This is a genomic window from Sphingobium sp. JS3065 (genome assembly GCF_026427355.1).
Classification (GTDB): Bacteria; Pseudomonadota; Alphaproteobacteria; order Sphingomonadales; family Sphingomonadaceae; genus Sphingobium.
In genome coordinates this window covers 768079-781115 of sequence record NZ_CP102665.1, presented here as the reverse complement: position 1 = coordinate 781115, position 13037 = coordinate 768079, and the positions used below count along the sequence as shown (strand labels likewise).

Annotated in this window: 11 protein-coding genes; 6 read left to right on the top strand and 5 right to left on the bottom strand. The window is 65.5% G+C overall.

All coding sequences use genetic code 11. From position 1 onward, the window contains the following. Window positions 1–238: 238 nt before the first annotated feature. Genes fixJ through NUH86_RS20945 form a run of 3 tightly spaced genes read right to left on the bottom strand, consistent with a single transcriptional unit; the run spans window position 239 to window position 2871 of the window. Window positions 239–886: a response regulator FixJ gene (gene fixJ / locus NUH86_RS20955; protein ID WP_267252416.1), complete on the bottom strand. Its 648-nt coding sequence runs from the start codon at window positions 884–886 to the stop codon at window positions 239–241. Window positions 887–889: 3 nt separating this feature from the next. Continuing rightward, window positions 890–2035, bottom strand: coding sequence for a sensor histidine kinase (locus tag NUH86_RS20950; RefSeq protein ID WP_267252415.1), 1146 nt, complete (start codon window positions 2033–2035; stop codon window positions 890–892). A gap of 20 nt (window positions 2036–2055) precedes the next feature. Then, a complete protein-coding gene (locus NUH86_RS20945) occupies window positions 2056–2871 on the bottom strand; it encodes a universal stress protein (RefSeq protein ID WP_267252414.1) in 816 nt (271 codons plus the stop codon). Between the two features lie 113 nt (window positions 2872–2984). On the opposite strand from NUH86_RS20945, the gene NUH86_RS20940 reads away from it, so the two are divergent. Further along, the gene (locus NUH86_RS20940) at window positions 2985–3347 is read left to right on the top strand and encodes a hypothetical protein (RefSeq protein WP_267252413.1); all 363 of its coding nucleotides are present in this window, start codon (window positions 2985–2987) and stop codon (window positions 3345–3347) included. Between the two features lie 343 nt (window positions 3348–3690). Here the strand turns inward: NUH86_RS20940 and NUH86_RS20935 are convergent, their stop codons facing one another. Next, window positions 3691–5715: an elongation factor G gene (locus NUH86_RS20935; RefSeq protein WP_267252412.1), complete on the bottom strand. Its 2025-nt coding sequence runs from the start codon at window positions 5713–5715 to the stop codon at window positions 3691–3693. A 123-nt stretch (window positions 5716–5838) separates the two neighbouring features. Between NUH86_RS20935 and NUH86_RS20930 the strand changes: the two genes are divergently transcribed. The 3 genes from NUH86_RS20930 to NUH86_RS20920 all read left to right on the top strand — a co-directional run bounded on the left by NUH86_RS20930 (window position 5839) and on the right by NUH86_RS20920 (window position 9628). Then, the gene (locus tag NUH86_RS20930; RefSeq protein WP_267252411.1) at window positions 5839–6258 is read left to right on the top strand and encodes a polyketide cyclase; all 420 of its coding nucleotides are present in this window, start codon (window positions 5839–5841) and stop codon (window positions 6256–6258) included. Window positions 6259–6362: 104 nt separating this feature from the next. Beyond that, entirely contained in the window at window positions 6363–8540 is a 2178-nt protein-coding gene (locus NUH86_RS20925) for a TonB-dependent receptor (protein WP_267252410.1), read from the top strand. Further along, complete coding sequence (locus NUH86_RS20920; RefSeq protein ID WP_267252409.1) at window positions 8540–9628, top strand: PepSY-associated TM helix domain-containing protein; 1089 nt, start codon at window positions 8540–8542, stop codon at window positions 9626–9628. Before NUH86_RS20925 ends, NUH86_RS20920 begins: the two co-directional genes overlap by 1 nt. A 3-nt stretch (window positions 9629–9631) precedes the next feature. Here the strand turns inward: NUH86_RS20920 and NUH86_RS20915 are convergent, their stop codons facing one another. Next, entirely contained in the window at window positions 9632–11131 is a 1500-nt protein-coding gene (locus NUH86_RS20915) for a CoA-acylating methylmalonate-semialdehyde dehydrogenase (RefSeq protein WP_267252408.1), read from the bottom strand. Between the two features lie 100 nt (window positions 11132–11231). On the opposite strand from NUH86_RS20915, the gene NUH86_RS20910 reads away from it, so the two are divergent. After that, on the top strand, window positions 11232–12116 hold the full coding sequence (locus tag NUH86_RS20910; protein WP_267252407.1) for a LysR family transcriptional regulator: 885 nt from the start codon (window positions 11232–11234) through the stop codon (window positions 12114–12116). Window positions 12117–12207: 91 nt separating this feature from the next. Next, entirely contained in the window at window positions 12208–12864 is a 657-nt protein-coding gene (locus NUH86_RS20905; RefSeq protein WP_416365378.1) for a class I SAM-dependent methyltransferase, read from the top strand. The last annotated feature ends 173 nt before the right edge of the window (window positions 12865–13037 follow it).

Genomic DNA, 13037 nt, shown 5'->3' with positions numbered 1-13037 from the left:
CGGATAGACGGACCAGGGGCCAAGCCGTTCGGCCTCCTGATAATAGCGACGCTCATTGGGGTAGATATGTTCGGCCATGAACGACTTAAGCTGTTCGGCCAGGGCGCTGCCATGGCTGCTCCGTTTCATCATCATCGGCTCCTGTCCCCCTGATTACTGTCCCACATTATGGAGACGGATTCGCAAGATGAATTACGATATTGATCAGGTTTTACGGTAAATCCGTGACGAAAATGTCCTACGATTCAGCATGGCATAACCCTCCTCCCTCGTCCTTCTCCACTCCGGCATGGAATGCGATCCTCAGCGCCTCGGCCAGGCTCTTCACCTCCAGCTTCTGCATCAGGTTGGCGCGGTGTATCTCCACCGTGCGCGGGCTGATGCCCAGGTCATAGGCGATGGTCTTGTTGGGCAGGCCCTCCACCAGTCCGTCCAGAACCTCCCGTTCCCGGTCGGTCAGGATGTTGAGTCGCGCCCGCGCATCGTCCGCCCGCGCATTCGCGCCGCGATCCGCCACCGCCACCCGCCGCGCCGCCTCGACGCAGCCCAGCAGCGCCGCCTTTTCGAACGGCTTCTCGATGAAGTCGCTCGCCCCGGCCTTCATCGCAGTCACCGCCATGTCGATGTCGCCATGGCCGGTCATGATCACCACCGGCAGCATGACGCCCCGCGCCCGCAACTCGCGCTGCACCGCCAGCCCGTCCATATCGGGCATCCGCACGTCCAGCAGAACGCAGCCCGGCTCCAGGTCGGCGGCCTCCTTCAGGAAGGGCAGGCCGCCCTCGAACAGCTTCACGGCGAACCCGCTGGTCCTCAGCATGAAGGACAGCGACCGCCGGATCGCCTCATCATCGTCCACGACATAGATGGGGAAAGCTTCGCTCATGCGTTAGTCCACTGCATCAAGGGTGAAGTGAAAGGCCGTGCCGCCCCATTGCGACGGCGCAGCCCAGATGCGCCCGCCATGCCCTTCGATGATGGTCTGGCTGATCGACAGGCCGACGCCCATGCCGGACGCCTTGGTGGTGGTGAAGGGGGTGAAGAGCGTGCGCGACATGTCCGGCGCCAGGCCCGGCCCGCTGTCCGCGATGATCACCTCCACCCGGCCATTTTCCCCCGGAACGGCGGACAGGCGCAGGATGCGCGCCGGGCTGTCGGCCATCGCCTCCACCGCGTTCTTGGTCAGGTTGATGATGACCTGCTGCAACTGCACCCGGTTGACCAGCACCTTGTCGACGCGGGGGTCGACGCTGATGTCCATGTCCAGCCCCCGGCTGTCCACGCCGATAAAGGCCAGCGCCGCCCCCTCCGCCAGCAAGCCGCGCAGCGGTTCGGGCTGGCGCAGCGTCTCGCCCCGCTTGATGAATTCGCGCAGGGACCGGATGATCTCGCCCGCGCGCAATGCCTGGTTCGCGCTTTCCGCCATCGCCTCGCGCAGCAATTCGCGGTCCACCGGCCCTTCGGCATTGAGCATGTCGCGCCCCGCCTCCAGATAATTGGCGATGGCGGTCAGCGGCTGGTTCAGTTCATGCGCCAGCGCCGACGCCAGCGTCCCCATCGCCGTCACGCGCCCGACATGGGCCAGTTCCGCCTGCAAATCGGCCACGCGCCGCTCGGCCTGCTGGCGTTCGGTCAGGTCGCGGATGAAGCCGGTGAACAGCCGCCGCCCCTCATCCTGCACCTCGCCCACCGACAGTTCGATGGGGAATGTCGACCCGTCCCGCCGCCGCGCGCTGGTCAGGCGGCCGATGCCGATGATCCGCTTTTCCCCGGTCGACAGATAGTGGTGGATATAGCCGTCATGCCTTTCCCGGTCGGGGGAGGGCATCAGCATCGAGATATTTTCGCCCAGCACGTCGCTTTCGGCATATTGGAACATGCGCTGCGCCGCGGCGCTGAACGACACGATCTGCCCGCGCATGTCGATGACGATCAGCGCGTCCGGCACGGTCGCCAGAATGGAGCCGAGCAGAGCCTGTTCCAGACTATGCTCGCGCTGCGTCAAGCCATCCGTTTCGTCGTCCGCTACCGCCATGCCCCCACCATGCCGTGGCTTCAGTGCGCCAGCAAGAGCGGCACTTGCACTTCGCGCAGCAGGGTGCGGGTTACGCCGCCGAACACCATCTCCCTCAGGCGGCTATGGCCGAAGGCGCCCATCACCATCCAGTCCGGCTTCAGCACGCTGACGGCGGCCTTCAGCGCCGCTTCGACAGTGCGGCCGTCCTGCGGCCAGGTGTGGAACTGGCATTTGATGCCGTGGCGGGCCAGATATTCCGGCGCGTCGGTCGCCGGGAAGGGATATTTGCCCGCTTCCTCGACCGTGACGACATGCACCTCCTCCGCCAGTTTCAGCAGCGGCACGGACAGGCGCAGCGCGGCGGAGGCTTCCTGCGAACCATCCCACGCCACCAATGCGCGGCCCGTCACCGGGAAGGACTTGGCCTCCTGCGGCACGGCGATCACGGGAACCCGCCCGGCCAGCGCCAGATCGGCGGCCAGGTGCAGCGGATCGGCAAAATCCTTGCGCGGGCCGGACGGCAGGGTGACGATCATGCCGTCGGTCAGCGTCGCGGCGGACAGCAGAGCATGGACGACATCGCCCTCCACATGGCGCCAGTCCCAGCTCACATCCTCCCGGCGCAGCCGGTCCTCCACCCGCACCCGGGCCTTTTCGTCGATGTCGTAAAGCTCGGCCATCATCGCCGGGGCCATGGAAGCGCCACCATACATGTCCGCCGCGACGAAATCGGGCATGGCCGTCACCTGCGCGCAATGGATATGCGCACCCGATGCGCGGGCCAGATCGCAGGCCGCCTGCAAGCGGCTTTCCGCGCCATGATCTTCATGAATGTGCAACAGGATCGATTTCATCGTCTGTCTCCCGGCAAGCGGCTTTCCCCATCTGGCTAGGACCGTCCCGGCGCGGTCGCCATCAGGAATAATCCTTATATCCCTTTTCGCCGTGGAATCCGATTGCATTGCATATGAGTTGGACGACCATACGCCTCGAACTTGCCCGGACGCCTGCCTTTCCCAACGGATCGGCGGCGCGAAGCTATGTGCTGCGCCTGCCGCTCAGCAGCGGCGGCCTGATCGATGAGAAGGAATATCGGGTTCACCCCGAACTGGCGACCGCCCGCCGTTTCTGGCCCAATGAGCCGGACCGGCACGGCACGTTGCTGCACACAAGGCACGGTTGGGCGCTGTCCTATGAACCGGGGGATGCGGACGACGAGAAAATCTACCGGCTGGACGCGCATGCCATCCAGCCGGGGGCCTATCTGACGCTGACCGATCCGGATGGGGAATGCCTGCCCTTCGTGGTGAAGGGGCTTAGCCCGGCTTGATGGATTCGGGTGGTTTCCCGCCCTTGCCTACTCGTCATGCTAAACAAGTTCAGGGTGAGGAATATGGTGATGGCTGACTATGCCCCGCCATCGGCCCCTCCCAACCCCAATAGGTAGCCCAGCAGCAACAGCCTTCCCCGCAAAACATCCTATTTCTCCGACAGGCGGCATTTCAGCCTGTCCTATTCCACCCCCACCGCGCTATCTCGCCCCCGTCTTTGAAACGTCCCGCACCCCCCTTCACGCCTACGCGCGCCCAGGCACGCGCGCGCATACACTGTGAACTTCGACGCAAAACCGCCATTTTTCGAAATTCCGGCCGTCCACGCAGCCTATCCAAACACTAAGCCAATTCCCGCGCCCGCTGGATGATGCCGTCCGCCAGCTTCGCGCTGACCTCCGCCAGATGATCGAAGCGCGCCGTGTAATGGGCCATGCCCTGGCTCATCGACCGGATTTCCGCTTCCAGCCCCTGCAACCCTGCTTCGGGCAGCAAAACCTCCACCACATCCCAGTGGAACCAGCCGTCCAGAGTCGTCATCCGCAGCATCTGGCCCCGCCGGCTCGCCACGGCGGATGTGATGCGGGACGTCGCGGCGCTGGGACTCATGATCGTCACATGGGCGATGGGTTCCAGCAGATAGGGCGACGCCGCCGCCAAAGCGTCGGACATGGCCATGCGCCCGGCGGTGCGGAAGGCCAGTTCCGAACTGTCGACGCTGTGGAAAGACCCGTCCACCAGCGCGGCGGCGACATCCACGACCGCAAAGCCGAACGGACCCTTCGCCACGGCGTCCATCACGCCCTTTTCGACCGCCGGAATATATTGCCTGGGCACCGCGCCGCCGGTGATCCGTTCCTCGAACCTCACGCCCCCGCCCCGTTCCAGAGGGCGGACTTCCAGCACCACATCCCCGAATTGGCCATGGCCGCCGGACTGTTTCCTGTGCCGCCCGCGTTGCGTCACTGCCTTGCGGATCGATTCCCGATAGGCGATCGTCGGCGCGTGGACCGACACGGCGACGCCATAGCGGCGTTTCAGCCGGTCCAGCGCGACCGCCAGATGATCCTCGCTCATGCCGTGGAGCAGGGTTTCGCGAGACCCTTCATCCTGATCCCAGTGCAGCCCGGCATCCTCTTCGGCCAGCCGGTTGAGCGCGGTGGAAAGCCGCACCTCGTCCTTATGGTCCCTGGCGGCAATCGCCAGCGCGCAATTGGCCGCCATTTTCTCCACCTCCAGGCCGGTCGTCGGGACCGTGCCCGCCATGCCGATCACATCGCCTGCCTGGACACCCTCGATCTTCGCGAGGCCGACGATCGCGCCCGACTCCGCCAAGGGGATTTTGGTCGTGGCCGCGCCCTGGACAGCGAACAGCCCGCCCGGTCGCAACGGCCGCCCGTCGCCATCGACCATCTCCGCCCCGTCGGCCAGCGGACCGCCGAAGATGCGGGCCAGCGCCAGCCGACCGACCGTCGCGGCATGGGAAATCTTGAAGATCTGCGCCGCCTCCCCCCGGATCGCGAGCCGTTCCGCCGTCTGGGCCGCCATCGGCGTGTCGTGGCGCAGCATCTTCAACAGCCGCCGGATGCCGAAGCCGTTCGACGCGGAACCGAACAGCACCGGCACGATCAGCCCGCTCGCGGTCTCCCGCGCCAGATCGGCGAAGACGGTATCCAGACTCGGCTGTTCGTCGGACAGCAATTGTTCCAGCAACAGGTCGTCATGGTCGGCCAGTTGCTCCAGCATATGGAAGCGCGCCGCGCTTTCATCGTCCTTCACATGCGGGGCGATCGCGACCTGCTGCGATTTTTTCCCCGCCTCATAATGATAGGCCCGCTCCAACGCGAGGTCGACGAAGCCCGCGACTCGCTCCCCGGCGCGAATCGGAATCTGGCGCGCCACCAGCGCGGCGGCGCTCATCGGCGCGAGCGCGGTGAGCAGATCCTCTATGCTGCCCCGCGCCTGATCGATCTTGTTGACGAACAGCGCGTGCGGAATGCCCGCCCGCTCCAGCCTGCGCAGCACCGGCTGGGCCAGCGCGGCCCGTTCCGGATCGGGATCGATCACCACGACGGCAAGGTCGGCCATGTCGAGCGCGATCGCCCCGTCCGTCGCGAAGCCCGGCGCGCCCGGCACGTCGATCAATGCGAAACTGTCGCCCATCCATTCGAAATGCATCAGGTTGAGTTCGGTCGAACTGCCGCGCTCCCGCGCCTCCGGACTGGCGTCGCCCACGCTGCTGCCCGCCTGCACCGATCCCTGGCGCGGAACGGCGCCGCTGATGAACAGCATTGCTTCCGCAAGGCTGGTCTTGCCCCCTCCGGCGGGGCCGACGAGCGCGATGGCCCGTGTACAACAGCCGCTCATCCTGGCTCTCCTCCAATCCATCCGTCTTTCTGGGCGAAGCCGGTCGCTTGGAAGCGGCGATGTTCGCCCCATATCGTTCGGAACGCAAGGGAGAGATCGCCCATCCCATGCTATGGGCGACCCATGACGATCCTATTGGAGAATGAAATGCTGCCCGCCCGTACCTTCAGCATCACCATCCGCCGTGACTGGCAGTCTCTCTACGAAGCCATCTGGCAGCCGGAATTCTTCCCCAAATGGGCCTCGGGTCTTGCGGAGTCGGATTTGCGCAGGGAAGGGGAGCATTGGCTGGCCGATGGCCCTGAAGGCCCGATCCGCATCCGTTTCACGCCGCACAATCCCTATGGCGTGATGGATCATCATGTCGATCTGGGAGAAAGCGGGGAGGTTCATGTGCCGCTCCGCATCGTCGCGAACGGCGACGGGGCGGAGGTCATGCTGACGCTTTTCCGCCAGCCGGGCATGGACGATGAACGTTTCGCCGCCGATATCCGGTGGATCAACCGCGACCTCAAGGCATTGAAGAATTTGATCGAGCGATAAACCGGGCGCAGCCGCACTCTGCGGGGGCTTCGGATTATAATGCTAATGACTTGCAGCATCCCATTCATTTGGCTAGCGGGAGGACAGCCAATTTGGGGGAATGCATGCATATCCGCTCGTCTGTCCTGCTCGCCACCACCGCGCTCGTGCTTCTGGGCCAGCCTGCCCTGGCCGAATCGGCGCCCGCCGCCGAGGATGCCGGCCCGATTGTCGTGACCGCGGCGCGCACGATCCTGCCCGCCAACGCCCTGCCGCTGACCATCGACGTCATCGATCAGGAAACGCTGACCCAGCAGGTGGCGATTGGCGGCTCCATCGTGGATGCGGTGTCGGCGCTGACCCCGTCCTTCTCCCCCACGCGGCAGAAGCTGTCGGGCGCGGGCGAGACTCTGCGCGGCCGTTCGCCGCTCTATGCGATCAACGGCATCCCGCAGACCGCGCCCTTGCGCGACGGTGCGCGCGACGGCTTCAGCATCGATCCCTTCTTCATCGACCGGGTGGAATTGATCTACGGCTCCAACGCCTTGCAGGGGATTGGCGGCACGGGCGGCATCGTCAACCAGGTGACGGTCGCGCCGCCCAAGGCCGATGGCGTGACGGGCCGGGTGCTGGTGCAGGGCAATGCCGACACCGGCTTTCGCGGCGACGGCATCGGCGGCAAGGTGGCGGGGCTGATCGGCTGGCGTTCCGGGCGGTGGGACGCGACGGTGGGCGCGGCCTATGAGAAGCGCGGCGCCTTTTACGATGGCCACGGGAATCGCGTCGGCACGGACCTGACCCAGGGCGAAACGCAGGACAGCCGAAGCTGGTCGCTGTTCGGCCGCTTCGGCTATGCGCTCAGCGACAGCGCGCGGCTGGACCTGACCCTCAGCCGCTTCCAGTTGAAGGGGGAGGGCGATTATGTCACGCTGGACGGCAATCCCGCTATCGGCCTGCCGACGACAGCCGTGCGCGGCACGCCGCCGGGCGTTCCCGCCACCAACCGCACCGAAAGCGCGGCGCTGACGCTGACGGACAGCAATTTGTGGGGCGGCAATCTCATCGCTCAGCTCTTCTTCAACCGCTCGCGGGACACTTATGGCGGAGAGGTTGCGCCCATCGCCACGTTCCAGGATACAGCCATCGCGCCAGCCAACACGCTGTTCGACCAGTCGCAGAACCGCAGCCGCAAATATGGCGGCAAGATCAGCTACGAACGCGCGGTGCCGGGTTTCGAGGCGCTGACAGCCGTTCTGGGTTTCGATGCGCTTTACGATCTGACGGAACAGCGCCTGATCGCCACCGGCCGGACCTGGGTACCGCCGACCGATTATCGGAGCCTGGCGCCGTTCGCCCAACTCAACCTGGCGCTGTTCGACAAGAAGTTGCGCCTGGCGGGCGGAATCCGATATGAGGATGTGCGCATCCATATCGACGACTACCATACGCTGGCCTCCTATCGCGGCGGCTTCGACGTGGCGGGGGGCACGCCGACCTTTCATGACACGTTGTTCAACGGCGGCGCCATATTGGAGCCGTGGGACGGCATCCGCGCCTATGTCAGCTATGCCGAGGGCTACACCGTCCCAGATGTCGGACGCATCGCGCGCGCCGTTGACCGGGCTGGGGTCGATATCGACAATTATGTGAACATCAGTCCTATCGTGTCGAACAATCGCGAGATCGGCGTTGAAGTGAAGCGTGGCCCCGTAGACGCCAGCGCGGCCTATTTCTGGTCGACCAGCAAGAACGGGTCGCTGCTGGTGCAGCCGTCGCTCGGCGCGCCGTTCGAGATTCAACGCCAGCGCGTGGAGATACAGGGCCTGGAACTGAACCTGTCGGTCAAGACGCCGCTGCCGGGGTTGACCCTGTCCACCGGCTATGCGCACCTGCTCGGCCGGACGGACGGCAACAATAGCGACGGCATCGATAAGGTCGATCGCGACCTGGACGGCGCTAACATTTCGCCCGACCGCCTGAATGTCGCGGCCAGCTATGTTGCAGGCCCGCTGTCGGCGCGTATCCAGACGCAATTCTTCCTCTCGCGCCAGTTCGAGGTCCGTCCGCGCATCAGCCAGGCCAATGCCATTTTCAACCGCGACTTCAGCTTCGGCGGCTATAATGTGACCGACCTGTCGCTGCGCTATCAGACCCGCTTCGGAGCGCTGACGCTGGCGGCTCAGAATATTTTCGACAAATTCTACATCGATTATTACACGCAGACCGTCAGGCCTACAGACAAGGTTCATTATTTCTCAGGGCGCGGACGCAATTTCACCCTGTCCTGGGATTATCGCTTCTAGTGAGGCTGATCGACACCCTGCATCGCTGGACCGGCGGACTGATCGGGCTGCTGCTGGCCTTGCTGGGTCTCAGCGGTGCGCTGCTCGTGCATAAGAATGCCTGGACGCTGGCGCCCCATGCCGGCGATCCCAGGGTGGAGGATGTCCGCCAACTGGCCGATGTGACGCAGCGCATCATGGCCGATCCGGCGGCGCGGCCTCAGTCGATCAGCTATGCATCGGATGATTTCGGGCTGTTGAAGCTGCTGTTCCGGGACGGTGGCGGGGCCTATGCCGATCAGCGCGGCGCCTTGGTGGCCCAATGGAACAGCCAATGGGAACGGCCCGAATTGTGGCTGTTCGACCTGCATCATCATCTCTTCGCCGCCGACGCGGGCGAATGGGTGATAGGGGTCGCCGCGCTTTGCGGACTGTTCTTCGTCGTGACCGGCCTGATCCTGTGGTGGCGCACCCGCCGGACCTTCGAATGGCGGCTATGGCCCGCGCGGATGAGCCGACCGGCGATCGTGCGGCATCATCGCGATCTGGGCGTGATCGTCGCGCCGCTGTTGCTGCTGTCACTGGTGACGGGGGCCGTGCTGGTGTTCCGCCCGATGGCGGCACTGCTGTTCGGACCGGGGGCGCCTGCCCAGATCGACAAGGCGCTGGCCCCGCCGCCGCCGCGTGAAGCCAAGGTCGCCGCGCAACTGGATTGGGCGGGGATGGTCATGACGGCGAAGGCGCGCTTTCCCGATGCGGAACTGCGCAGCCTGACCCTGCCGCGCAAGAAGAGCGGGCTGATCACCATCCGCATGCGGCGGCCGCAGGAATGGCTGCCCAATGGCCGCACCACCCTCTGGTTCGCGGCGGACAGCGGGGCGCTGGTCGGCGCGCGCGATGCGGCCGCGCTGCCGACGGCGGTGAAGGGATATAATCTGCTCTACCCGCTGCACGCCGCGAAGGTCGGGGGGCTGGCGTTCAAGCTGGTCATGACCCTGTCGGGCCTGGCGATGACGCTGCTTGGCACACTGGCGGTGTGGACTTTCTGGTTCAGGCGTCCCACTCGCAGGCCCGCCGGTCGCCTCAGGGGGCGACCGGCGGTTTCCTGAGGCTTATTTCATCGTCGGGATGACGAAGCTCTGGTCGATCACCGCGCCGCCGTCGGGCCAGCGCTGCGTGATCTTCTTGGTGCGGGTGTAGAAGCGCATGCCGTCAATGCCATATTGATCGAGATCGCCGAAGCCCGAACGCTTCCAGCCGCCGAAGCTGTGATAGGCGACCGGCACCGGGATCGGCACGTTGATGCCGACCATCCCGACTTCGACATCGGCGGCGAACTTGCGGGCATAGTCGCCGTTGCGGGTGAAGATGGCGACGCCGTTCCCGTACTGATGCTTCGACGGATAGCTCAGCGCCTCCTCGAAGGTCTGGGCGCGCAGGATCTGGAGCACCGGCCCGAAAATCTCGTCCTGATAGCTCTTCATGTCCGGCGTGACCCGGTCGATCAGCGTCGGGGCGAGGTAGAAGCCCTCCTCATAGCCCTGGAGCGAGAAGCCGCGCCCGTCGACCACGATTTCCGCGCCTTCGTCGGCGGCCATCTGGATATAGCTTTCCACCCGCGCCTTGTGCACGCCGGTGACCAGCGGACCATATTGCGCGTCGGGATCGGTCGGGATGCCGGGGCGCAGCGTCTCGATGGCGTTTATCAGCTTGGCGCGGAAGGCCTCCGCCGTCGCCTCGCCCACCGGCACCACCACGGGCAGCGCCATGCAGCGTTCGCCCGCCGAGCCATAGGCCGCGCCGACGATGTCGGCCACTGCCTGGTCCATGTCGGCGTCGGGCAGGATGATGCCGTGATTCTTCGCGCCGCCCATCGCCTGCACGCGCTTGCCGTTCTGGGCACCGCGGGCATAGACATAATTGGCGATGTCGGACGATCCGACGAAGCTGACCGCCTTGATGTCCGGATGGTCGAGAATGGCGTCGACCATTTCCTTGTCGCCATGGACGACGTTCAGGATGCCCGCCGGCATGCCCGCTTCGATGGCGAGTTCGGCCAGACGCACTGGCACGGAGGGGTCGCGTTCAGAGGGCTTCAGGATGAAGGCGTTGCCGCAGGCGATCGCCATGGCGCTCATCCAGAGCGGGATCATCGCCGGGAAGTTGAACGGGGTGATGCCCGCCGCGATGCCCAGCGGCTGGCGCATCGAATAGACGTCGATGCCCGGACCGGCGCCCTGGGTATATTCGCCCTTCAGCAGATGGGGGATACCGCAGGCGAATTCGACGACTTCCAGACCGCGCTGGATGTCGCCCCGGGCGTCGGCCACCACCTTGCCATGTTCGGAGGAGAGCAGGACGGCGAGTTCGTCCATATTCTGTTCGATCAGTTCCTTGAAGCGGAACATCACGCGGGCGCGGCGCTGGGGGTTGGTCGCGGCCCAATCGGGCTGGGCGGAAAGCGCGGAATCGATCGCCTTCTGGAGATGGGCGGCGGTGGCCAGTTCGACCTGCGCCTGGACCGCGCCGGTGGCGGGATTCAGCACGTCGGAAAGGCGGGCGCCGGCCAGCGGGGCGGATTGTCCATGAATGAAGTGGGTAATTGAACGCATTTTTCCGGTTCCTCTCCTGACGGTGGAATCGCTTTGATATAGACGCCTGGGCTTTGCAGATATACAGGTATCGGGACACATTGGTTGTGCAGGTTTGCCCATGCTGAATTCTGACGAACTGCGCCTGTTCCTGGCCGTGATGCGGGAGGGGAACATGCTGGCCGCCGCCCGCCGGGTCGGCGTGGATCATAGCACGGTCGCCCGCCGCCTGACCAATATGGAAGCGACGCTGGGCGCGCGGCTGTTCGACCGCAGCCCGCGCGGGGTGACGCCCACGCCCGCCGCCTTCGCGCTGGTCCCCCATGCCGAGCGGATCGAGAGCGAATTGCTGGCCGCGCTGAGCAGCGTCGCCGGGCGCGACCGGGAGGTGGAGGGGACGGTGCGCATCGCCACGCCGGAGGCCTTCGCCAGCCATCTGATCGCGCCCCGCGCCGCGGATTTGCGCGAACGGCATCCGCGGCTGACGCTGGAAATCGCGTCCGAAAGCAAGGCGGCCAGCCTGTCCCGGCGGGAGGCGGAGATCGCCGTGATGCTGAAACCGCCGCCCAAGGGCCGGTTCGTGACGCGCAAGCTGACCGATTATCGCCTGGGTCTCTATGCGTCGAAAGCCTATCTGGAGCGGCAGGGCGAACCGGCGACCCGCGCCGACCTCAGCCGTCATGTCTTCGTTTCCTATATCGAGGAACTGGCCGGATTTGCCGAGATGATCGCGCTGGACCAGTTGCTGCCGGGCGCGGCCATCGTCTTCCGCGCCAGTTCCAGCGCGGCGCAGCATGCGGCGGTGGCGGCGGGCATGGGGCTGGGGGTGCTGCACGTCTTCGCGGCGGCGGAGGATGAGCGGCTGGTCCAGCTATTCCCCGAGTCGATGGAGGTGTGGCGCAGCTATTGGCTGGTCATGCATGCGGATCTGCAGAGGCTGCCGAGGGTTCGGGCGGCGGCGGATTTTCTGGAAGAGGTGACGCGGGGGGTGCGGGAGCGGTTATAGGCGGGCGTGGGGCCGGCTGAGGCTTTTTCCAGGAACCTCGGCCTGATCCTGAGGGTTTGCTTTGCAAGCCCGGCGCGGATCGGCCGCCGGAATGTTCGGAGAGGGAGCAATCGTGGCGGCATCTTTCGAAGACAAGACGTTCGAAAACAGGGCGGCGCGAGGCGTGCTGGCGCGGGAGCGCGGGTCGGGATTGCTGGCGCTGGCGGCGCGGGAGTTTTTCAGGCATCCGCTGGCCGTCGGGTCCGCCTTTCCGGCGTCGCATTTCCTGGTCGAAGCCATGCTCGCGCCCGTGGACTGGAGCCGGATGCGGCGCGTCATCGAATATGGGCCGGGCACGGGCATCTTCACCCGCGCCTTGCTGGACCGGCTGCCGGGTCATGCGCGGCTGCTGGCCATCGACACCAGCGCGGCCTTCATCGATCATCTGCGCGGGGCGAACCGGGACAGGCGGCTGATCGCCGTGACCGGCTCGGCGGACGCGGTGCTGGACATCATGGCCGGGCAGGGGTGGGACAAGGCGGACTGCATCCTGTCCGGCCTGCCCTTTTCGACATTGGCGCCGGAGCGGGCGGAACGGTTGATGGAGGCGAGCGCCCGCGCCCTGGCCCCTGACGGGCTGTTCATGGCCTATCAGATGCGCAAGGCGGTCCAGCCGCTGCTGGAACGGCGCTTCGCGAAGGTCGGGACGGGGTTCGAATGGCGCAACGTGCCGCCCTGCCATCTTTATTGGGCTTCGCGGACGCGGTGAGGCGGTTTGGATGGTTGGGAATGTGGGGGAATGGCCAATTGCTGCCACTCTCCGTTCGTCCTGAGTAGCCATTGAGCCCTTCGACAGGCTCAGGACAGGCTTGTCGAAATGGCGTATCGAAGGATGTCGCGCAGACCCTTCGATACGGGCCTTCGACTTCGCTCAGTCCCTAC

Coding starts and splice junctions, on each gene's coding strand:
- NUH86_RS20915 (WP_267252408.1), bottom strand. CDS start 11,131: ATGCGTTCAATTACCCACTTCATTCATGGACAATCCGCCCCGCTGGCC.
- NUH86_RS20925 (WP_267252410.1), top strand. CDS start 6,363: ATGCATATCCGCTCGTCTGTCCTGCTCGCCACCACCGCGCTCGTGCTT.
- NUH86_RS20910 (WP_267252407.1), top strand. CDS start 11,232: ATGCTGAATTCTGACGAACTGCGCCTGTTCCTGGCCGTGATGCGGGAG.
- NUH86_RS20935 (WP_267252412.1), bottom strand. CDS start 5,715: ATGAGCGGCTGTTGTACACGGGCCATCGCGCTCGTCGGCCCCGCCGGA.
- NUH86_RS20945 (WP_267252414.1), bottom strand. CDS start 2,871: ATGAAATCGATCCTGTTGCACATTCATGAAGATCATGGCGCGGAAAGC.
- NUH86_RS20940 (WP_267252413.1), top strand. CDS start 2,985: ATGAGTTGGACGACCATACGCCTCGAACTTGCCCGGACGCCTGCCTTT.
- NUH86_RS20930 (WP_267252411.1), top strand. CDS start 5,839: ATGACGATCCTATTGGAGAATGAAATGCTGCCCGCCCGTACCTTCAGC.
- NUH86_RS20950 (WP_267252415.1), bottom strand. CDS start 2,035: ATGGCGGTAGCGGACGACGAAACGGATGGCTTGACGCAGCGCGAGCAT.
- fixJ (WP_267252416.1), bottom strand. CDS start 886: ATGAGCGAAGCTTTCCCCATCTATGTCGTGGACGATGATGAGGCGATC.
- NUH86_RS20905 (WP_416365378.1), top strand. CDS start 12,208: ATGTTCGGAGAGGGAGCAATCGTGGCGGCATCTTTCGAAGACAAGACG.